The organism is Mycobacterium genavense ATCC 51234, assembly GCF_000526915.1.
GTDB lineage: Bacteria > Actinomycetota > Actinomycetes > Mycobacteriales > Mycobacteriaceae > Mycobacterium > Mycobacterium genavense.
Genome location: NZ_JAGZ01000011.1, coordinates 38,448 through 59,991, shown reverse-complemented (window position 1 = coordinate 59,991; position 21,544 = coordinate 38,448). Strand labels below are relative to the sequence as shown.

Below are 21,544 nucleotides of genomic sequence, written 5' to 3'. Positions count from 1 at the left end.
CCTTGGGGCGGGGACGAGGCCGTGACCGTAACTTCGCTATTGACGCTAACATAACAAAGAATAAGGATAGCGCTGTGGCAGAGAAGCCGAGATGAGTACCAATTGGCGCAGTTACCCGTATCAATTGGTGCCCGGCGACAGGCAGCTGGATTTCCCCGAGGCCGAGGGTGAGCATCCCGACCAGGAATCGGATACGTGGTTCATCGGCGGCCAACTACAGGCCGTCGAGAACGACCGGTCGTTTGCGTTCCTGACGATCTTCAACAAGAACCGACCCGGGGGCGCGGTCGTCGCCGACTTCTACACGATGGCGCTGTTCGACCTCGACAACGGCGACTACGGCACCTACACCGATTACGACATGCCGCCGAAGAACATGGAGCCGGGTGCGCGGCGCAAAATGTCCATGGCCACAGGCTATCTCGACGTCAGCTACGACAGCAGTGCCGGCACCGCATCGTGGACCACGTGCCGTGACGGCGACGGCGAATTGCTGCCCTACACGTATCGGGTCAGCCTGGTGGGCCGCGACCACCAAGGCCGATCCATGCGGTTGGACTTGGTCGTCACTCCGACGCGCGCGCCGACACCGGTGGGTGCGTCGACCTTCAACGGGAAGATCGCATGCTTCGGCCAAAACGACACGTATTCGTATTTCCAGACCGGCATGTCGATGACCGGAACAGTGCGCTGGGGCGAGACCGTCGAGCAGGTATCCGGCAGTGCCGGACACGTCGACCGACAGTGGTCTCGGAAGTATGCGGGCGGCGGCGGAACCGGGGGAGACCCGCGCGCCCGCTCGCACGAATGGCGCACCATCAATTTCGACAACGGGGTCGACCTGAGCATCTGGCGCCAGTTCGACCGCGCGAATGGCAATGCGCTGCAACCCTTCACCGGTATCACGACGAGCCATCCCGACCCCGCCATCGCGCCCCAGTGCGCCGAAGACGTGGAGGTCACCGTCACCAGCTATGTGAAATGGCCGGAGACGGTACGGCCCCTGGTACGCCCCCCGGCCCGAGCCCGGTACATGCCCGACCGTCACCGAATCACCTGCGCCACACTGCAACTGGATCTGGTCGGCGAACCGCTGGTGCCGGCGCCGGCGCACGGTCTGCCCATCGAGTACATGGAGGGCCCGTACCGCTACCAGGGGACCTTGTGGGGTAGGCCGGTGAGCGGCTTCGCGTTCAACGAACGCTCGCTGGCGCTGTACCGGGACTGGGAGCTGGTCGAGGTGCTGGCCACCACCGTGGCCGACGCCGAACCCGGCTTGCAGTCGATGGTCGACCAGCTGGTGGGATTGGTGGCCGCCGGCCGCCGCCGGTCGGCGGCTGAACTGCTGGCCGGGACGCGTCCGGTGCAAAACGGCACGGTCGCAACGCTTCTCGACGATCTGATCGCCGTGCTGGGCGAGGCGGAATCAGCCGGCGGCAGCTGACGCCGCCAGCGCCTCGGCCCACGCGATGTGACGGTGCTGCAATCCCGGCTCGTTGCGACCGAACACCAGGTGATCGCGAGCGCCCGAGTTGTGATTGGCCTGCAGGCCCGCGACCAGCTTGTAGTCCTCGTCGCGCACCGTGGCGTGGGCGTACTCGAACACGGCTTGAGCACCGGCAGCCACGGATTCCTCGGAAAGGTCTAGCGGCGTGGAGTTTTGGTGCACGGTGATCGACCTGCCGGGCTCGTCGCCGGGGTAGATGCGGAACAACTCGCCGTTGGCGATCGTCACCGAGATCACGATATTGGGGAACAGGGCGTAGATCACCACCATGTTGTGGAACGGGTCCCAGTGTTCCTCGGGAACGCTCTCCAGCTCGAGGATCCCGTTGAGCGGGAAGATCAACCGATGGTGTGGTCCGTACGAATCGAACACTGTGCAGTTGCTGCGGGCGATCGTGGCGAAGGTGTCCCGGTGCACGGTGGCGAAGTGGTAGTTCTCGGCCAAGGTGTCGACGGCCAACTTCCAGTTGATCGGCGCGTCGAGCACCTTTTCACCCAGCGGAGACCAGCGGCCGATGCCCCACGAGTCGAGCTCGTCGGCGAGCGGCCCCAGGTGCGCGGCGACGTCGAGGGTGGCGTCTTTGTCCAGTGCCACCCAGAGGAACCCGGCGGACTCGGCGGCGGGGAGTTCGGTCAACGAGTCGGATTTTACCGTCGTATCCGCGAATCCCTCGCGGCCCGGCACACCGACCAGCTTTCCGGTGTTGTCGTAGGTCCACGCGTGATACGGACAGCTGAATCGCTTCGCGGTGCCGCAGCCCGTCGCGACCGGGGACTGCCGGTGCAGGCAGACATTGTCGAAGGCGCGGACCGACCCGCCGGATGTCCTCGTCAGCAGGATCGATCGCCCCATCACCGTCTTTGTGCAGTAGGCGCCGGGCGCGGGTAGCTCGCTGACGTAGCCGACCAGTTGCGGGCTGGCCAGCAGCAGCGCCCTGTCACGGCGGTGTCGCTCGGGCGACGTGTAGTCGCTCGCGTCGACGGTGTGCGGCCGCGCAGCTTGGTCGGTGGTCTTGTCGCGGGCCAACTTCAAGGCCCGGCGGGTCAGGTCGATGAGCTGATCGTGATCCATGTTGCAGGCCCCCTCTGACGTTAACTTTATTAAGTTAATTGTGACAATAACAATGCGGCTACGCGGGTCCGGCGACTGCGCTCACGCTTACGGCTCCGCGGGTCCACCGTGTGCGCTAACGGCTTTCGGTGTGCGCTAGGGCGGCTCGCCCCGGCGTGTCGCCGCCCTGGACTCACACCCGAGGCCGTCTCTGCACACCCGAGGCCGCCACCGCACACCCGAGCCACAGAAAGTGACTAACCTGTGACCGGTGTGACTCATGTGTCTGCTGATGTTTGTGTCGTACCCTGTCCGATGTGTCGTTTTCGCGTCGTGACGTGCTCAAATTCGCGGCCGCGACCCCGGCCCTACTGGGCATGGGCGTCGCGGCGTCGGCGTTGGACGCCCCGACGGCCTCGGCATCGCTGGGCACGCTGTTGGACTACGCCGCGGGCGTGATCCCGGCCAGCCAGATCCGGGCCACCGGCGCCGTGGGGGCCATCCGCTATGTCTCCGACCGCCGGCCGGGCGGCAATTGGATGCTGGGCAAGCCGATCCAGATCGCCGAGGCACGTGACCTGCACAGCAACGGACTCAAGATCGTCTCCTGCTACCAGTACGGCAAGGGCAATTCCGCCGACTGGCTGGGCGGCGCGAACGCCGGGCTGCAGCACGCCAAGCGGGGCATGGAGTTGCACGCCGCCGCCGGCGGTCCCCCCACCGCACCGATCTACGCGTCGATCGACGACGACCCGTCGTACGAGCAGTACAAAAACCAGATCGCCCCGTACCTACGGTCCTGGGAAGCGGTGATCGGACACCAGCGGACGGGCGTTTACGCCAATTCGAAGACGATCGACTGGGCGCTGAACGACGGCCTGGGCTCCTGCTTCTGGCAGCACAATTGGGGCTCGCCCAAGGGCTACACCCATCCGGCGGCCAATCTGCACCAGGTCGAGATCGATAAGCGCAGCGTGGGCGGTGTCGGCGTAGACATCAACGAGATCCTCAAGCCGCAATTCGGGCAGTGGGCCTAGCAACCCCGCGCCGTCGTAACGAATTCTGGCCCATTAACCGATCCCGGCATAGTTGCGCAATTCGGTTCCAGCAAACACCTGTTCGCCCAGCGCGGACGGCGGCGCGGCCCGGACGGCTCGAACGCCGCGGCGCGACAGGCGGCGCGCACCACAAATTCGTAACATAACGATTTGATAACAATGCCGCCTTGAACAGCGCAGTTATAGCTACTCGACCGTAACCACCTGCATGCAGGACGTTTGTTCTGGATACCCGGACGGCCGGTTAATCCCGGTGTTACCCACGACACGGTTACCCGTGCGTAGAACTCACCAGTAACCGATCTGCGCAGAAAAACGACCCGAATCCTTATGACACTCTTAGTACAGCCGATGCAGTCCCCGCGCCGCTTGGTCGACACGAGTGGCCGCCGACAACACACCGGTCAGCCGCGATTCGGGCTGCGATTCAGAGCGGAATCGACCCAGAGCCAGCTGGGACCCCGCTCACCGGGGCCGTCAGCAGGCCAGACGAACCGATACGTGAAGACGCATACAGGGAGATATACAAGGTGACGATCCACGAGCACGACCGGGTGTCCGCAGACCGCGACGGCCAAGGCCCGCACAGCACCCATGCTCTGGTCGACCGTCTCACGGCCGGCGAGCCGTACGCTGTCGCGTTCGGCGGCCAGGGCAGCGCCTGGTTGGAAACCCTGGAAGAGCTGGTGTCCTCGGCGGGCATCGAGACCGACATCGCCACGCTGGCCGGCGAGGCGGAGCTGCTGCTGGAGCCGGTGGCCAAAGAGCTGGTCGTGGTCCGCCCGATCGGCTTCGAGCCGTTGCAATGGGTGCGGGCGCTGGCGGCCGAGGACCCGACGCCCGCGGACAAGCACCTGACGTCGGCCGCGGTGTCGATGCCCGGCGTGTTGCTCACCCAGATCGCGGCAGTGCGTGCCCTGGCGCGCCAGGGGATGGACTGGACCGCGACCCCGCCGGTCGCCGTCGCCGGCCACTCGCAGGGCGTGCTCGCCGTCGAGGCGTTCAAGGGCTTACAGGACGGGGCCGCCGCTCGCGACGTCGAGCTGCTCGCCCTGGCCCAGCTGATCGGCGCGGCCGGCACGCTGGTCGCCCGTCGCCGTGGTATCTCCGTGCTGGGGGACCGCCCGCCGATGGTGTCGGTCACCAACGCCGATCCCGAGCGCATCCGTCAGTTGCTGGACGAGTTCGCCCAGGACGTCCGGACCGTGCTGCCCCCGGTGCTGTCCATCCGCAACGGCCGTCGTTCGGTCGTCATCACCGGCACGCCGGAGCAACTGTCTCGCTTCGAGCTGTACTGCCAGCAGATCTCCGAGAAGGAAGAGGCCGACCGCAAGAACAAGCTGCGCGGCGGTGACGTCTTCGCACCGGTCTTCGACCCGGTTCAGGTCGAGGTGGGCTTCCACACCCCGCGGCTGGCCGACGGCATCGTCATCGTCGGCGGTTGGGCCGAGAAGGTCGGCCTGGACGTCGAGCTGGCCCGGCGCCTGACCGACGCCATCCTGGTGAGTGGCGTCGATTGGGTGGAAGAGATCAACGCGGTGCACGACGCCGGCGCGCGCTGGATCCTCGACCTGGGCCCGGGCGACATCCTGACCCGGCTGACCGCACCGGTGATCCGCGGCCTGGGCGTCGGCATCGTGCCCGCCGCCACGCGCGGCGGGCAGCGCAACCTCTTCACCGTCGGGGCCACCCCCGAGGTGGCACGGCCCTGGTCGAGCTATGCGCCGACCGTCGTGGCCCTGCCCGACGGCCGGGTCAAGCTGTCGACGAAATTCACCCGGCTGACCGGGCGCTCGCCGATCCTGCTGGCCGGCATGACCCCGACCACGGTCGACGCGAAGATCGTCGCCGCCGCGGCCAACGCCGGGCACTGGGCCGAGCTGGCCGGCGGCGGGCAGGTGACCGAAGAGATCTTCGCCGCGCGCATCCAGGAGCTGTCCGGCTTGCTCGAGACGGGCCGCACCTACCAGTTCAACACGCTGTTCCTCGACCCCTACCTGTGGAAACTGCAGGTCGGCGGTAAATGCCTGGTGCAGAAGGCCCGCCAGGCCGGCGCCGCGATCGACGGTCTGGTGATCAGCGCCGGCATCCCGGACCTCGAGGAGGCCGTCGAGTTGATCGACGAGCTCAACGACGTCGGCATCAGCCACGTGGTGTTCAAGCCCGGCACCATCGAGCAGATTCGCTCGGTCATTCGCATCGCAACCGAGGCGCCCACCAAATCGGTGATCATGCACATCGAGGGCGGACGCGCCGGCGGCCACCACTCGTGGGAAGACCTCGACGACCTGTTGCTGGCCACCTACTCGGAGCTGCGCTCGCGCTCCAACATCACCGTCTGCGTCGGCGGCGGCATCGGAACCCCCGAGCGGGCCGCCGAATACCTGTCCGGTCGGTGGTCGGAGCCCTACGGCTTCCCGTCGATGCCGGTCGACGGCATCCTGGCCGGCACCGCGGCGATGGCCACGTTGGAAGCCACCACCTCGCCGTCGGTCAAGCAGATGCTCGTCGAGACCAACGGCACCGACCAGTGGATCGGGGCCGGAAAAGCCCAGGGCGGCATGGCTTCCAGCCGCAGCCAGCTCGGTGCCGACATCCACGAGATCGACAACAGCGCCTCGCGGTGCGGCCGGCTGCTCGACGAGGTCGCCGGTGACGCCGACGCCGTCGCCGAGCGCCGCGACGAGATCATCGCCGCGATGGCTCGCACCGCCAAGCCGTACTTCGGCGACGTCGGGGAAATGACCTACCTGCAGTGGCTGCAGCGCTACGTCGAGCTCACCATCGGCGACGGCAACTCGACCGCCGACACCGCGGGAATGTTGGGGCCGGGCAGCCCGTGGCTGGCCGACACCTGGCGCGACCGCTTCCAGCAGATGTTGCAGCGCGCCGAGGCCCGGCTGCACCCGCAGGATCACGGCCCGATCGCGACGCTGTACAACGACGCGGCGCTGCTGGAAAACCCGGAGGCGGCCATCGCGGCGCTCTTGCGGGACTACCCGGACGCCGAGAGGGTGCAGCTGCACCCGGCCGATGTGCCGTTCTTCGTCACGCTGTGCAAGACGCCGGGCAAGCCGGTCAACTTCGTGCCGGTCATCGACAAGGACGTGCGCCGCTGGTGGCGCAGTGACTCGCTGTGGCAGGCGCACGACGCCCGCTACGACGCCGACCAGGTGTGCATCATCCCGGGCACCGCCGCGGTCGCGGGCATCACCCGGGTCGACGAGCCCGTCGGTGAACTGCTCGACCGCTTCGAGCAGGCCGCCATCGACGACGTGTTGGCCGCCGGCGGCGAGGCGCAACCCGTCCGGTCGCGCCGGGTGGGCCGCGCGGATGTGACCGGGGCGCTGGCCGTCGTGCTGGACGCCCCCGACGTTCTGTGGGCCGGGCGCATCGCCACCAACCCGGTGCACCGCATCGCCGATCCTGCCGACTGGTTGGTCCACGAAGGTCAGCGCGCCACGCACTCGTCCACCGGAGCTCGCCTGCAGGTGACTTCCGATGAGCGCGTCGTGTTGAGCATCCCGGTGTCCGGGGTCTGGATCGACATCCCATTCACGTTGCACGCCAACACCGTTGACGGCGGCGCGCCGGTGGTTTCCACCGACGACGCCACCGCCGCGATGCGTGCGGTGCTGGCGATCGCCGCCGGCGTCGACGGACCGGAATTCCTTCCGACGGTGACCGACGGAACGGCCACCGTGACGGTGGACTGGGATCCCGAGCGGGTCGCCGACCACACCGGGGTCACCGCGACCTTCGGCGAGCGCCTGGCGCCCAGCCTCACCACCGTGCCCGACGCGCTCGTCGGTCTGTGCTGGCCCGCGGTCTTCGCCACGATCGGCTCCGCGGTCACCGAGGCCGGCGTCCCGGTCGTCGAAGGCCTGCTGAGCCTGGTGCACTTGGACCACGCCGCTCACGTGGTCGGCAAGGTGCCCGCCGAGCCGACCCAATTGACCGTTACCACAACGGCTTCGGCGGCCATCGACACCGACATGGGCCGGGTCGTTCCGGTCTCGGTGACGGTGGCCGGTCCCGACGGCACGGCGATCGTGACGCTCCAGGAGCGCTTCGCGATCCTCGGGCGTACCGGCTCGGCCGAACTCACCGACCCGTCCCGCGCCGGTGGCGCGGTGTCGGAGAACACCACCGACACTCCGCGCCGGCGCCGCCGCGACGTCACCATGACCGCGCCGGTCGATATGCGTCCGTTCGCCGTGGTGTCCGGTGACCACAACCCGATCCACACCGACCGCGCCGCCGCGCTGCTGGCGGGCCTGGAATCGCCCATCGTGCACGGCATGTGGCTGTCGGCCGCCGCACAGCACACGGTGACGGCGACCGACGGTCAGGCCCGCCCGCCGGCTCGCCTGATCGGCTGGACCGCTCGCTTCCTTGGCATGGTACGTCCGGGCGACCAGGTCGACTTCCGGGTCGACCGCGTCGGAATCGACCAGGGCGCAGAGGTTTTGGAGGTCAGCGCCAAGGTTGGAACGGACCTGGTGATGTCGGCGACTGCGCGTCTGGCCGCACCCAAGACCGTCTACGCCTTCCCCGGTCAGGGCATCCAGCACAAGGGCATGGGCATGGAGGTCCGCGCCCGGTCCAAGGCGGCCCGCAAGGTGTGGGACGACGCGGACAAGTTCACCCGCGACACCCTGGGCTTCTCGGTGCTGCATGTGGTGCGCGACAACCCGACCAGCCTGATCGCCAGCGGGGTGCACTACCACCACCCCGACGGTGTGCTGTACCTGACGCAGTTCACCCAGGTCGCGATGGCGACCGTGGCGGCCGCCCAGGTCGCCGAGATGCGCGAGCAGGGCGCCTTCGTGGAGGGGGCCATCGCTTGTGGCCACTCCGTCGGTGAATACACCGCGCTGGCCTGCGTGCTGGGCGTCTACGAGCTGGAAGCCTTGCTGGAGACGGTGTTCCACCGCGGCTCCAACATGCACGACATCGTGCCGCGCGACGAGATGGGCCGCTCCAACTACCGGTTGGCCGCGATCCGCCCGTCGCAGATCGACCTGCTCGACGACGAGGTCAAGAACTTCGTCGCCGGAATCGCCGAGCGCACCGGGGAATTCCTGGAGATCGTCAACTTCAACCTGCGCGGCTCGCAATACGCGATCGCCGGCACGGTACGCGGCCTCGAGGCTCTCGAGGAGGAAGTGGAGCGCCGGCGCGAGATCACCGGCGGCAAGCGCTCGTTCATCCTGGTGCCGGGCATCGACGTGCCGTTCCACTCGCGGGTGCTGCGGGTCCGGGTCGCCGACTTCCGCCGCTCGCTGGAGCGGGTGATGCCGCGCGACAAGGATCCCGAGCTGATCATCGGGCGCTACATCCCCAACCTGGTGCCGCGGCCGTTCACGCTGGATCGCGACTTCATCCAGGAGATCCGCGATTTGGTGCCGGCCGAACCACTGGATGAGATCCTGGTCGACTACGACACCTGGCGGGCCGAGCGGCCGCGCGAGATGGCCCGCACCGTCTTCATCGAGCTGCTGGCGTGGCAGTTCGCCAGCCCGGTGCGCTGGATCGAAACCCAGGACCTGCTGTTCATCGAGGAGGCCGCCGGCGGCCTGGGTGTGGAGCGGTTCGTCGAGATCGGCGTGAAGTCCGCGCCGACCGTCGCCGGACTGGCCGCCAACACCCTCAAGCTGCCCGAATATGCCCACAGCACAGTCGAAGTGCTCAACGCCGAGCGCGATGCGGCGGTGCTGTTTGCCACCGACACCGACCCCGAACCGGAGGCAGAGGACGAGGCGCCAGCACCCGCGGGAGACGCGGCCCCCGAGGCCGCCGCAGCACCCGCTGCCGCTCCGGCACCCGCCGCGGCCCCGTCCGGGGGCCCACGTCCGGACGACCTCACGTTCGACGCGGCCGACGCCACGTTGGCGCTGATCGCGCTGTCGGCGAAGATGCGCATCGACCAGATCGAGCAGTTGGACTCCATCGAGTCCATCACCGACGGCGCGTCGTCGCGGCGCAACCAGCTGCTGGTCGACCTGGGTTCGGAGTTGAACCTGGGCGCCATCGACGGTGCCGCCGAGGCCGACCTGGTCGGGCTGCGCTCGCAGGTGACCAAGCTGGCGCGCACCTACAAGCCTTACGGCCCAGTGCTTTCGGACGCCATCAACGATCAACTGCGCACGGTCCTCGGGCCGTCCGGCAAGCGGCCGGCCGCCATCACCGAGCGGGTCACCAAGACCTGGGAACTCGGCGAGGGCTGGGCCAAGCACGTCGTCGTCGAGGTCGCGCTGGGCACCCGCGAGGGCACCAGCGTCCGCGGCGGTGCGATGGGGCACCTGCACGAGGGTGCGCTGGCCGACGCCGCTACGGTCGACAAAGTCATCGACGCCGCGGTCGCCTCGGTCGCTGCGCGCCACGGTGTTTCGGTGGCGCTGCCCTCGGCGGGCGGTGGCGGCGGAGCGACCATCGACGCCGCGGCACTCTCCGAGTTCACCGACCAGATCACCGGCCGCGACGGCGTGCTCGCTTCGGCGGCCCGCCTGGTGCTGGGCCAGCTGGGTCTGGACGACGCGGTCAGCGTCGCACCGGTGGCCACCGACGCCGAGCTGATCGATTTGGTCACCGCCGAATTGGGTTCGGAGTGGCCACGTTTGGTGGCACCGGCCTTCGAGCCCAAGAAGGCCGTGCTGTTCGACGACCGCTGGGCCAGCGCACGTGAGGACCTGGTCAAGCTGTGGCTGGCCGACGAGGGCGACATCGACGCTGACTGGGTGCGGCTGTCCGAACGTTTCGAGGGTGCCGGCCACACCGTCGCCACCCAGGCGACGTGGTGGCAGGGCAAGGCGCTGGCGGCGGGTCGTGGAATCCACGCGTCGCTGTTCGGCCGGATCGCCGCGGGTGCCGAGAATCCGGACCCCGGTCCGTACCAGAGCGAAGTCGCCGTCGTGACAGGCGCTTCCAAGGGCTCGATCGCCGCGGCGGTCGTCGCGCGACTGCTCGATGGCGGCGCCACCGTCATCGCGACCACCTCCAAACTCGACGACGAGCGGCTGGCGTTCTACCGCACGCTGTATCGCGACCACGCGCGCTTCGGTGCATCGCTGTGGGTGGTCCCGGCCAACATGGCCTCCTACTCCGACATCGACGCCCTGGTCGAATGGGTCGGTGCCGAGCAGAGCGAAAGCCTTGGGCCGCAGTCGATTCACATCAAGGACGCGCAGACCCCGACGCTGCTGTTCCCGTTCGCGGCGCCGCGGGTGGCCGGCGATCTGTCGGAGGCCGGTTCGCGCTCCGAGATCGAGATGAAGGTGCTGCTGTGGGCCGTGCAGCGGCTGATCGGCGGCCTGTCGAAGATCGGCGCCGAGCGCGACATCGCCTCACGGCTGCACGTGGTGCTGCCGGGCTCGCCCAACCGCGGCATGTTCGGCGGTGACGGCGCCTACGGCGAGGCCAAGTCCGCGCTGGACGCCCTGGTTAGTCGCTGGCACGCCGAATCCTCGTGGGCTGCGCGAGTCAGCTTGGCGCACGCCCTGATTGGTTGGACCCGGGGCACCGGACTGATGGGTCACAACGACGCCATCGTCAGCGCCGTCGAGGAAGCCGGTGTCACCACCTACACCACCGACGAGATGGCCGCGATGCTGCTGGCCCTGTGCGACGTGGAGTCGAAGGTGGCCGCGGCAAGCGAGCCGATCAAGGCCGACCTGACCGGCGGTCTCGGCGACGTCGAACTCGACATGGCCGAACTGGCCGCCAAGGCGCGCGAGGAGATGTCTTCGGAGACAACAGAAGACGACGGGCCGGCCGAAGGCACCATCGCCGCTTTGCCGTCACCGCCGCGGGGCTACACCCCGGCGCCGCCGCCGGAATGGCCCGACCTCGATCTCGACCCGTCTGACCTGGTGGTGATCGTCGGCGGCGCCGAACTCGGCCCGTACGGCTCGTCGCGCACCCGCTTCGAGATGGAAGTCGACAACGAACTGTCGGCCGCCGGGGTCCTCGAACTGGCCTGGACCACCGGGCTGATCCGCTGGGAGGACGATCCCCAACCGGGTTGGTACGACACGGCTTCCGGTGAGCTGGTCGACGAGGCCGAACTGGTCGAGCGCTACCACGACACCGTCGTCGAGCGCTGCGGCATCCGGGAATTCGTCGACGACGGCTCGATCGACCCCGACCACGCGTCGCCGCTGCTGGTGTCGGTGTTCCTGGAGAAGGACTTCGCGTTCGTCGTCTCCTCGGAGGCCGACGCCCGCGCCTTCGCCGAGTTCGACCCCGAGCACACGGTGATCCGGCCGGTGCCCGACTCCAGCGACTGGCAGGTTATCCGCAAGGCCGGCACCGAGATTCGGGTGCCGCGGAAGAACAAGCTGTCGCGCGTCGTCGGCGGACAGGTTCCGACCGGGTTCGACCCGACCGTGTGGGGCATCAGCCAGGACATGCTCAGTTCCATCGACCGGCTGGCGGTGTGGAACATCGTCGCGACCGTCGATGCGTTCCTGAGCGCCGGGTTCAGCCCCGCCGAGGTGATGCGCTACGTGCACCCGACCCTGGTGGCCAACACGATGGGCACCGGCATGGGCGGCGGTACCTCGATGCAGACGATGTACCACGGGAACCTGTTGGGCCGTAACAAACCGAACGACATCTTCCAGGAAGTGCTGCCGAATATCGTTGCCGCACACGTGGTTCAGTCCTACATCGGCAGCTACGGGTCGATGATCCACCCGGTCGCCGCGTGCGCGACGGCCGCGGTGTCGGTCGAGGAAGGCATGGACAAGATCCGGCTCGGCAAGGCCGAGCTGGTGGTCGCCGGCGGTATCGACGACCTGACCCTGGAAGGCATCATCGGTTTCGGTGACATGGCGGCCACCGCCGACACCGAGATGATGCGCGCCCGCGGCATCGCCGACTCGAAGTTCTCCCGGGCCAACGACCGGCGCCGGTTGGGCTTCGTCGAAGCGCAAGGTGGCGGCACCATTCTGTTGGCGCGCGGCGACCTGGCGCTCAAGATGGGTCTGCCGGTGCTCGCGGTGGTCGGCTTCGCGCAGTCGTACGCCGACGGTGTGCACACCTCGATCCCGGCGCCCGGACTCGGCGCGCTGGGCGCGGGCCGCGGCGGCAAGGACTCGCCGCTGGCACGCGAGCTGGCGAAGCTGGGTGTGGGTCCCGACGACATCGCGGTGATCTCCAAGCACGACACCTCGACGCTGGCCAACGATCCCAACGAGACCGAGCTGCATGAACGGCTCGCCGATTCGATGGGCCGCTCCGAGGGCGCTCCGCTGTTCATCGTCTCGCAGAAGAGCCTGACCGGGCACGCCAAGGGTGGCGCGGCGGTCTTCCAGATGATGGGCCTGTGCCAGATGCTGCGCGACGGCGTCATTCCGCCCAACCGCAGCCTGGATTGCGTCGACGACGAGCTGTCCGGCTCGGCCCACTTCGTCTGGGTGCGGGACACCCTGCGCCTCGGCGGGAAGTTCCCACTCAAGGCGGGGTTGCTGACCAGCCTCGGGTTCGGTCACGTGTCGGGTCTGGTGGCGCTGGTGCACCCGCAGGCCTTCCTCGCGACGCTGGACCCGGAGCAACGCGAGGACTATCAGCGCCGCGCGGACGCCCGTCTGCTGGCCGGCCAGCGTCGGCTGGTGTCGGCCATCGCCGGTGGCGAGCCGTTGTACCAGCGGCCGCCGGACCGTCGCTTCGACCACAGCGCGCCGGAGAAGCGGCAGGAGGCCTCGATGCTGCTGAACCCGGTCGCACGACTGGGTGACGACGAGGCCTACGAGGTGTCTGCCGGATGAATTCGGTGATCGGTTAACCTGGCCAGCCATGGGCATTGTCGGTGTGGGGATCGATCTCGTCTCCATTCCGGATTTCGCCGACCAGGTTGACCAACCGGGAACGGTGTTCTCCGAAACGTTTACGCCGGGTGAGCGTCGCGACGCCTCCGACAAGAGTTCGTCGGCGGCGCGTCACCTGGCCGCACGATGGGCCGCGAAGGAGGCGGTGATCAAGGCCTGGTCCGGGTCACGGTTCTCGCAACGACCGATCCTGCGTGAGGACATCCACCGCGACATCGAGGTCGTCACCGACATGTGGGGACGACCGCGGGTCCGGTTGACCGGCGACATCGCCAAGCACCTGGCCGACGTGACGATCCATGTGTCGCTGACTCATGAAGGGGATACCGCGGCCGCGGTCGCCATCCTCGAGGCACCTTAGGAGCCCGGTGGAGTTGCGGCAAGCGATTGCCTCTGCTTCCATGTTCGACGGGCTGGACGCCGCGCACGTGGACTTTCTGGCCGCCCACAGCCGCGCGATTTCGCTGCGCTCGGGACAGGTGCTGTTCCGTAAAGGAACGCCGTCGACGGGTTTCTACTTGGTCCGCGAGGGCCTCATGCAGCTTTCGGTGTCCAATTCGGAAGGCCTGCTGAAGGTCGTGGAAATCCTGCGTCCGGGAAGCGCTTTCGGTCACGCCGTTATGTTTGTGCACGAGCCTTACCCGGTGGACGCCACCGCGCTGGCCGACGCGCAGCTGGTGTTTGTCCCCGCTGTCGCGGTCGACCGGGTTCTCGATGAGGACCCGGCGATGGCGCGCATCATGCTGTCGTCGATGGCACGGCGGCTGCAAAGCAAGATCCAAGACATTGCCATGCTGTCGCTGCAGTCCGCGACCCAGCGGATCGTGGCCTACATCCTCGGGGCGGTCGGGGAGGGGTCCTACAGCCTGGGTGGGGCAGACGGTGCGCCCACCGGCGACACGAGGCCCGGCGGGCGGTCGACCAGCGTCGAGCTGCCCGTTCTCAAACAGGTGCTTGCGTCACGCCTGGGCATGACGCCCGAGACGTTTTCGCGTGCCATGCGTGCCCTCTCCGACAAAGACCTGCTCCGTGTGGAGGGGGCGGTCGTGCAGATTCCCGACGTCGCGGCCTTGGCCCCTCATGCGCGAAGCATCTCGATTCTGTGACCTCACCCACAGGGCCGCCTTGATCTAGGTCAAACCCGGTCTTCTCGACGGTTCATAGCATGAGTTCGTCACTCGCCCAACGCCGCCGGAGGAGACCCGATGTTCTGCTACCAATGCGAACAAACCGACCGCACCGATTCGTCGAGCCGACCCAGCCTGTTGGCCTTCGGATGTGCGAACGCGAAGGGAAACTGCGGCAAGGACGCGACCACCGCGGCCCTGCAAGACGTGCTGGTCTACCTCAATCGCGGTATCGGTCAGTACGCGCACGAAGCCTGTCGGCTCGGGGCGGCTGACCCGCGATTTGCTGCGCACGCCAGCTTCGATCTTTTCACCACGCTGACAAACGTCAATTTCAATCCACCCGGCTCATGGCTTTGATCCGCGCGGCAGCCGGCATGCGTGAGCAGGCGAAGGCAACTTACCAGAATGCGGCCCGGGCGGCCGGCTTCGAGCCCGAAACACTCTGCGGCCCAGCTCAGTTCGTGACGGCAGCAGGGATTTCGGAGGTGGTTGCCCAAGCCGCCTCCGTCGGTGTGGACGCCGGTCTGGATAGCATCGGCCCGGATGTGATCGGCCTGCGCAATCTCAATCTTTAAGGGCTCAAAGGGGTTTGCGCGTACGCGCATCACGCGCATGCCCTGGGGTACCGCACCGACGAGACCGACGCTGGTATCGAGTCGGCGTTGGCGTTCCTGGCCGGCGCGCCTACTGATCCGGACGCCCTGCTTGGGCACGCGATGGAGTTGGGATCGGTAAATCTCAAGGTGATGGAGATGCTCGACGCGGCCAATACCGGCAGCTTCGGCAGCCCTGTACCCACGCCGGTGCGGATCACCCCGGTCACCGGCAAGGCCATCCTGGTGTCGGGCCACGACCTGCTCGACCTGCACAAGATCCTGGAGGCCACCGAGGGCACCGGGATCAACGTCTATACCCACGGCGAAATGTTGCCCGCCCACGGCTATTCCAGGCTGCACGCCTACAACCACCTGGCCGGCAACTACGGTGGCGCGTGGCAGGACCAACAGCGCGACTTCACCGCGTTCCCCGGCCCAATCGTGATGACCTCCAACTGCCTGATCGAGCCCCAGCCGGCCTATCGCAATCGGATCTTCACTACCGGGCCGGTGGGCTGGCCGGGCATTCGTCACCTCGACACCGACGACCTTTCTCTGGTCATCAAGGCCGCACAGTCGTTGCCCGGCTTCGCCACCGAGCTACCGTCGGAAACCATCACCACCGGCTTCGCGCGCGACGCCGTGCTCTCGGTGGCCGATACCGTGATCGAGGCGGTCAAAGACGGTGCAATCAAACGCTTTTTGCTCATCGGGGGGTGCGACGGCGCCGCCCCGGGGCGCAGCTACTACGCCGATGTTGCCGACCAGGCGCCCGACGACACGGTGCTGCTGACCTTGGGTTGCAACAAGTATCGCTTCAACACCCATGAGTTCGGCGAAATCGCCGGTACTCCGCGATTGCTCGACCTCGGCCAGTGCAACGACAGCTATTCGGCGGTACAGATCGCCTTGGCACTGGCGAACGCCTTCGACTGCGGCGTCAACGACCTGCCGTTGAGCCTGTTCGTCTCGTGGTTCGAGCAGAAGGCCGCCGCGGTGTTGCTGACCCTGCTGTCGCTGGGAATCCGCAACATTCGGCTGGGTCCGACGCTTCCGACATTTCTCACCCCCGCCGTGGTCGACATCCTCGTCGAGCGGTTCGCGCTCAAACCCATCGGCGACCCGGCGCGAAACCTCGCCGACCCGATGGCAGGTGCGTAATGACGGAGCTCCTCGCGACTACCACCGACACCGAACTGGCGCGCCACGATGTCGTCCTAGTCACCCGAGACGGGGCGGAGTCGACCATCCGCTGCGATTCGCAGACCACGGTTCTGGCCGCCGCCGAGCAGGCCGGATTGGTGTTGAAGTCGTCATGCCGGACGGGCGGATGTGGGGCGTGTTCTGCGGTGCTCGACGACGGCCAGGTGGACATGGGCAAGCACGACCCGGACGTCATTGAAGTACCGGAGAGTCAAAACGGAATCTTATTGTGCTGCAGCGTGCCTCGTGGCGATTGTCGCATCCGTCTGCCGTACGGCCGAGACCAGATCGTCGCCGCAGCGCCGCAGCAGCGTCAGGTCCAGATCATCGGTCTGGACCGGGCCGCCGACGCGGTGATGCGTATGAGAGTTGCGCTGCTGCCCAGGACCGACGGCTCGGCATCGCGGACTTCGAATCGGGCCAGTTCGTGCGAATCACCGTCCCCGACACCGACGCCCGGCGTGCGTACTCGCCGGCCAACGTCGCCAACTGGGACGGCGAGCTCGAATTCTACATTCGATTGATCCCCGGCGGCCTGATGTCGCAATACCTCAGCGAGAGAGCGGGCATCGGCGACGTGCTCACCGTGTCTGCCCCGCAGGGATCGTTCACGCTCGTGGAGAACGGCCTTCGGCCCCGCTGGTTCCTCGCGGGCGGCACCGGACTGTCACCGTTGCTGTCGATGCTGCGCCGGATGGCCGAGTGGGGTGATCCGCAGCCGATGCGTCTGTTCTTCGGTCTGACGCACCATACCGAGGTCTTCGCGCTGGACGAGCTCCGCGAGCTCGCCCAATCGATGCCGGACTTTCGCACCTACACAGTGGTCTGGCGACCGGATCTCAGGTGGGCGGGTGCCGTGGGCAACCCGGTCGATCTGGCAGCGGCCGAACTCCGCACGGCCGATGAAAGCCCCGATGTCTATGTTTGTGGGCCGCCGCGGATGATCGATGCGACCTACCTCGCACTCACAGCCGCCGGTGTGCCGCGCGAACAGATCCATGCCGAGCGATTTTTCAACACTGCCTGAGAACATCGGGTGGCCAGGCTCGATCCGTAACGGCGCAGATATGCCCGATAATAGTGGGCCACAGTGGTTTTGGGAGATCGTGCCGCATTCCCGGCAGGAGGACTAGCTCCGCGTTGGGCATGGCGGCGGCCACGGCGCGCCCACCGGCCGGACGGATCAACGGATCCTGCTGACCGTGCAGGATGACGGTGGGGATGGACAGCTGCGCAAGACCGGGGCGGGCGTCGCGGCAGGCCATCATTGCTGCGGCCTGGCGGGCACGCGCCGCGGGATCGAATCCGCCTCGGGCATACATCAACTCGCCGAGCCGACGTAGCCGGCCATCATCGCGCGGATACCCGGGCGAGCCGATCACGCGGTGCTGGCGCACCAGCAGTTCGCCTGCCTCGGCCGGCCCGCGCGGCGGCCTTCGGGTCAACACGCCGGGCGCAGCCCACGACAGGGCCAACATCGTCCTCGCGCTCAACCGGCCGACGTCGGGGTGCGGTGTCGTGCTGATGCAGGTGAGTGACCGCGCGCGATGGGCAGTCGATGGCCAGCCGTTGGGCGATTATGGCCCCAATCGAGTGCCCGGCGATGTGTGCCGAAGCCCATCCCAACGCGTCGAGAACCGCGATCGCGTCGGCGGCCATGTCCTCGAGTTGATAGGGGGCGGTAGCCGGATCGCGTCGCGCGGCCCGCCGGGAGGGAGCGCCGAGTCCGTCCAGACGAGTCGATCGGCCCGCATCCCGGTTGTCAAACCGTGCGACGTGAAACCCGTTGTTTACCAACGCGGCACAGAAATCGTCGTTCCAGTAGTGCATGTCGGCCGCCAGCCCGGAGATCAGCAGCAGCGGAGCCCCGGCGTCGCCAATGCGCTGGTAACACAGTCGAATTCCGTCGTGTTGTGCGGTCAACTCCGGCATCGTGGGCGAGTCGCCGGTCAACACATCGCGGCGGGCCTTGGGCCGGCCGGGTGGTAGTCGACCTGCCAGTGCTTGATGCCGTTGAGCCAACCCGACCGCAGCCGCTGGGGCGCGGAGATCGGGGTGAGGTCGGGCATGTGATCGGCGATGGCGTTGAACATGAGGCCGATCGTCAGCCTGGCCAAGTTGGCACCGATGCAGTAGTGCTCGCCGCCGCCGCCAAATCCGACGTGCGGGTTGGGGTTGCGCAAGATGTTGAATGTGTACGGGTCGGCGAAGACGTCCTCGTCGAAGTTGGCCGAACGGTAGAACATCAACACTCGTTGGCCCTTCTTGATCGTCACCCCGGACAGCTGGTAGTCGGCAAGTGCGGTGCGCTGGAAGCAGGTCACCGGGGTTGCCCAGCGCACAATCTCGTCGACGGCCGATTCCGGGCGTTCCCGTTTGAACAGCTCCCACTGGTCGGGGTAATCGCAGAATGCCATCATGCCCTGGGTGATCGTGTTGCGGGTGGTCTCGTTGCCGGCCACCGCGAGCATCACCACGAAAAACCCGAACTCGTCGTCGGAGAGCTTCTCGCCGTCGATGTCGGCCTCGATCAACGAGGTGACGATGTCATCGCCCGGGTTGGCCGCCTTGATCGCGGCCATCTGCATGGCATAGGAGATCAGCCGCGCAGAGGTGGCCTTCGGGCCGATGTGGGCGTATTCGGGGTCATCGGTGCCGGTCATCTCATTGGACCAGTCGAACAGCTTGCCGCGGTCCTCCTGCGGCACGCCGAGCAGCCCGGCGATCGCCTGCAGCGGCAGCTCGCAGGCCACTTGTTCGACGAAGTCGCCGGAGCCGGTCGTAGCGGCGGCTTTCGCGATGTGCTGCGCACGTTCGTTGAGGTCGTCGCGCAGCCGGCCAATCGCTCGCGGAGTGAACCCGCGCGAGATGATCTTGCGCAACCGGGTGTGGTGTGGCGCGTCCATGTTGAGCATGACGAGTCGCTGGACCTCGATGTCCTCGCGGGCGATGTCGTCGTTGAACCGCGGGATCACGCCGTTTTGCCAGCTGGAGAAGACGTCGCTGCGCAGCGACACTTCCTTGACATCCTTGTGCTTGGTCACCACCCAATAGCCGCCGTCGTTGAACCCTCCGGCTTTGCCCGGGGTCTGCTCGCACCACCACACCGGCGCCACGCGCCGCAGCTCGGCGAGCTCTTCGACCGGCAGGCGATGGGCGTAGATGTCGGGATCGGTGAAATCGAAGCCAGGCACCAGGTTCGGCTGCCCCATCACGACCTCCTCTGAGTGAGAGCATCTAGCCCGATCTAAGCCGAATAACAACACAGGCGGTAGGTACTTTTGTCACTTCCAGGCGCTGTTGAATGAAACGTGTTCTATCGCGGTGCCTCAGCCTGGCTCGCGTCGACGGTTAGCCTTGGCCCGTGACTGATCTAGCCCAGCGCGTCCGCGACGTCTTGCCGTCGGTGCGCCGCGATCTCGAAGACCTGGTGCGCATCGAATCGGTGTGGGCCGACCCCGGCCGTCGCGACGAGGTGCACCGCAGCGCGCAAGCGGTCGCGGGGCTGTTGTCCCAGGCCGGCTTTGGCGAGGTGCGCATCGTCAGCGAGGGCGGCGCCCCGGCCGTGATCGCCCGCCATCCCGCACCCGCCGGCGCGCCCACCGTGCTGCTGTACGCCCACCACGACGTGCAGCCCGAAGGCGACCGCGATCAGTGGGCGTCGCCGCCGTTCGAACCCACTGAGCGCGACGGACGGCTGTACGGGCGCGGCAGCGCCGACGACAAGGCCGGTATCGCAACGCATTTGGCCGCGTTCCGGGCACACGGCGGCCAACCGCCGGTGGGTGTGACGGTCTTCGTCGAAGGGGAAGAGGAATCCGGGTCGCCGTCCCTGGGCCGGCTGCTGGCCGCCCACCGCGAAGCGCTGGCCGCTGACGTGATCGTGATCGCCGACTCGGACAACTGGAGCACCGAGATCCCGGCGTTGACGGTGACGCTGCGCGGCCTGGTCGACTGCGTCGTCGAGGTCGCCACGCTCGACCACGGGTTGCACTCCGGCATTTGGGGTGGGGTGGTGCCCGACGCGCTGAGCGTGCTGGTGCGGCTGCTGGCCAGCCTGCACGACGACGACGGCAACGTGGCCGTCGCCGGACTGCACGAAAGTACCGCCGCCGCCGTGGATTACCCGCCCGAGCGGGTGCGCGCCGACTCCGGGCTGCTGGACGGGGTGTCGGAGATCGGCGCGGGTTCGGCGCCGCAACGGCTGTGGGCCAAGCCCGCGATCACCGTGATCGGCATCGACACCACACCGATCGAGAAGGCGTCCAACACGCTTATCCCACGGGCCCGCGCCAAGATCAGCATGCGGGTCGCGCCCGGCGGCGACGCCGCGGCACACCTGGACGCGCTGACCGCCCACCTGCACCGGCACACGCCCTGGGGCGCGCACGTCAGCGTCACGCGGGGCGACATCGGGGAGCCCTACGCGATCGACGCCAGCGGCACCGTCTACGACGCGGCGCGCGCGGCGTTTCAGCTGGCGTGGGGCGTCGACGCGATCGACATGGGCATGGGCGGCTCGATCCCGTTCATCGCCGAGTTCGCCGAGGCGTTCCCACAGGCGAAGATCCTGGTCACCGGCGTCGAAGATCCCGCGACCCAGGCGCACAGCATCAACGAGAGCCTGCATCTGGGCGTGCTGGAGCGCGCGGCGATCGCCGAGGCGCTGCTGCTGGCCAACTTGGGCTAGCGCGCCTCGCCTCTCAGCGGGTGCCGGGGCGCTGCAACACGATGTTGTTGTTTCCCTTCTTGTTGATTGTCGGGGCCCGGAGTGGTAGACCATCGCGTTGTCGTCGCCGAAAACACTGATGGTCTCGGCGCTGTCGACGGTGACGTGATTTGCACTTCCGGCGGGACGTCGAGCCTGCGACAGTGGCCGGTGACGGTGTAGGTGTTGTTGTCACCTTCCAGCCTGAGGTTTCCGTCGTTGCAGTCGATCGTGTCCTTCGCGCCGGCATTGATCATCGTGAGGTTTCCGTGCACGGTCGTGCCGGAGTAACGACCCATCAAAGCCACGATCGCGAATACGACCGCGAACGCACACGCCATTGTCACTGCGCCTCGCGGCGTGTTGGCCAGCCTCGCGACGCCGCCGAACCGGCGCCACCAGGGCTGCTGGTCTTCGTCCGGGTCCATCGCTCATATTCCGTTCTGCCGTTCGGTTCTGATG

At 67.4% G+C, this 21,544-nt stretch carries 13 protein-coding genes and 2 pseudogenes; 11 read left to right on the top strand and 4 right to left on the bottom strand.

The annotated features are described in order from the left end of the window. The first annotated feature begins 91 nt into the window (after window positions 1-91). On the top strand, window positions 92-1,444 hold the full coding sequence (locus tag T428_RS0120230; RefSeq protein WP_025737924.1) for a lipocalin-like domain-containing protein: 1,353 nt from the start codon (window positions 92-94) through the stop codon (window positions 1,442-1,444). On the opposite strand, the gene T428_RS0120225 is transcribed toward T428_RS0120230, so the two are convergent. Beyond that, window positions 1,427-2,578: an aromatic ring-hydroxylating oxygenase subunit alpha gene (locus T428_RS0120225; RefSeq protein ID WP_025737923.1), complete on the bottom strand. Its 1,152-nt coding sequence runs from the start codon at window positions 2,576-2,578 to the stop codon at window positions 1,427-1,429. The two genes, T428_RS0120230 and T428_RS0120225, sit on opposite strands and share 18 nt — an antisense overlap. Before the next feature lie 296 nt (window positions 2,579-2,874). Here T428_RS0120225 and T428_RS0120220 point away from each other — a divergent pair, with 296 nt between their 5' ends. The 9 genes and pseudogenes from T428_RS0120220 (at window position 2,875) to T428_RS31375 (ending at window position 17,401) form a co-directional block, all read left to right on the top strand. After that, window positions 2,875-3,594 carry a DUF1906 domain-containing protein gene (locus T428_RS0120220; RefSeq protein WP_025737922.1) on the top strand — a complete coding sequence of 240 codons (720 nt, stop codon included), beginning with the start codon at window positions 2,875-2,877 and terminating at the stop codon, window positions 3,592-3,594. A gap of 551 nt (window positions 3,595-4,145) precedes the next feature. Then, window positions 4,146-13,385, top strand: coding sequence for a type I polyketide synthase (locus T428_RS0120210; RefSeq protein WP_025737921.1), 9,240 nt, complete (start codon window positions 4,146-4,148; stop codon window positions 13,383-13,385). 28 nt (window positions 13,386-13,413) lie between these two features. Then, on the top strand, window positions 13,414-13,806 hold the full coding sequence (gene acpS, locus T428_RS0120205; RefSeq protein ID WP_025737920.1) for a holo-ACP synthase AcpS: 393 nt from the start codon (window positions 13,414-13,416) through the stop codon (window positions 13,804-13,806). A gap of 40 nt (window positions 13,807-13,846) precedes the next feature. Then, window positions 13,847-14,551 carry a Crp/Fnr family transcriptional regulator gene (locus tag T428_RS0120200; RefSeq protein WP_051465295.1) on the top strand — a complete coding sequence of 235 codons (705 nt, stop codon included), beginning with the start codon at window positions 13,847-13,849 and terminating at the stop codon, window positions 14,549-14,551. A 99-nt stretch (window positions 14,552-14,650) separates the two neighbouring features. Next, window positions 14,651-14,932, top strand: coding sequence for a hypothetical protein (locus T428_RS33740; protein WP_211243985.1), 282 nt, complete (start codon window positions 14,651-14,653; stop codon window positions 14,930-14,932). After that, window positions 14,923-15,150, top strand: a complete 228-nt coding sequence (locus T428_RS33735; RefSeq protein ID WP_211243984.1) for a hypothetical protein — start codon at window positions 14,923-14,925, stop codon at window positions 15,148-15,150. The genes T428_RS33740 and T428_RS33735 overlap by 10 nt, the downstream gene beginning before the upstream one ends. Window positions 15,151-15,162: 12 nt before the next feature. After that, a pseudogene (hcp, locus tag T428_RS29725) lies at window positions 15,163-16,332 on the top strand (hydroxylamine reductase); the annotation flags it as partial. Then, window positions 16,332-16,607 (top strand): annotated as a pseudogene (locus T428_RS36190) (2Fe-2S iron-sulfur cluster-binding protein); the annotation flags it as partial. The pseudogenes hcp and T428_RS36190, both read left to right, overlap by 1 nt. Next, window positions 16,604-17,401 carry an FAD-binding oxidoreductase gene (locus T428_RS31375; RefSeq protein WP_084298813.1) on the top strand — a complete coding sequence of 266 codons (798 nt, stop codon included), beginning with the start codon at window positions 16,604-16,606 and terminating at the stop codon, window positions 17,399-17,401. The pseudogene T428_RS36190 and the gene T428_RS31375, both read left to right, overlap by 4 nt. Here the strand turns inward: T428_RS31375 and T428_RS33730 are convergent. From T428_RS33730 to T428_RS0120180, 3 genes are read right to left on the bottom strand one after another with little or no spacing between them, the layout of a single operon-like run. After that, on the bottom strand, window positions 17,388-17,843 hold the full coding sequence (locus T428_RS33730) for an alpha/beta fold hydrolase (RefSeq protein ID WP_425412061.1): 456 nt from the start codon (window positions 17,841-17,843) through the stop codon (window positions 17,388-17,390). The two genes, T428_RS31375 and T428_RS33730, sit on opposite strands and share 14 nt — an antisense overlap. Next, entirely contained in the window at window positions 17,725-18,306 is a 582-nt protein-coding gene (locus tag T428_RS36185) for an alpha/beta fold hydrolase (protein ID WP_425412060.1), read from the bottom strand. The genes T428_RS33730 and T428_RS36185 overlap by 119 nt, the downstream gene beginning before the upstream one ends. Window positions 18,307-18,323: 17 nt before the next feature. Continuing rightward, complete coding sequence (locus T428_RS0120180; protein WP_025737918.1) at window positions 18,324-19,586, bottom strand: cytochrome P450; 1,263 nt, start codon at window positions 19,584-19,586, stop codon at window positions 18,324-18,326. A gap of 152 nt (window positions 19,587-19,738) precedes the next feature. On the opposite strand from T428_RS0120180, the gene T428_RS0120175 reads away from it, so the two are divergent. Continuing rightward, window positions 19,739-21,064: a dipeptidase gene (locus tag T428_RS0120175; RefSeq protein ID WP_025737917.1), complete on the top strand. Its 1,326-nt coding sequence runs from the start codon at window positions 19,739-19,741 to the stop codon at window positions 21,062-21,064. Window positions 21,065-21,544: the final 480 nt, after the last annotated feature.

Coding starts and splice junctions, on each gene's coding strand:
- T428_RS0120230 (WP_025737924.1), top strand. CDS start 92: ATGAGTACCAATTGGCGCAGTTACCCGTATCAATTGGTGCCCGGCGAC.
- T428_RS0120225 (WP_025737923.1), bottom strand. CDS start 2,578: ATGGATCACGATCAGCTCATCGACCTGACCCGCCGGGCCTTGAAGTTG.
- acpS (WP_025737920.1), top strand. CDS start 13,414: ATGGGCATTGTCGGTGTGGGGATCGATCTCGTCTCCATTCCGGATTTC.
- T428_RS0120200 (WP_051465295.1), top strand. CDS start 13,847: ATGTTCGACGGGCTGGACGCCGCGCACGTGGACTTTCTGGCCGCCCAC.
- T428_RS33740 (WP_211243985.1), top strand. CDS start 14,651: ATGTTCTGCTACCAATGCGAACAAACCGACCGCACCGATTCGTCGAGC.
- T428_RS33735 (WP_211243984.1), top strand. CDS start 14,923: ATGGCTTTGATCCGCGCGGCAGCCGGCATGCGTGAGCAGGCGAAGGCA.
- T428_RS36185 (WP_425412060.1), bottom strand. CDS start 18,306: ATGCCGGAGTTGACCGCACAACACGACGGAATTCGACTGTGTTACCAG.
- T428_RS0120180 (WP_025737918.1), bottom strand. CDS start 19,586: ATGGGGCAGCCGAACCTGGTGCCTGGCTTCGATTTCACCGATCCCGAC.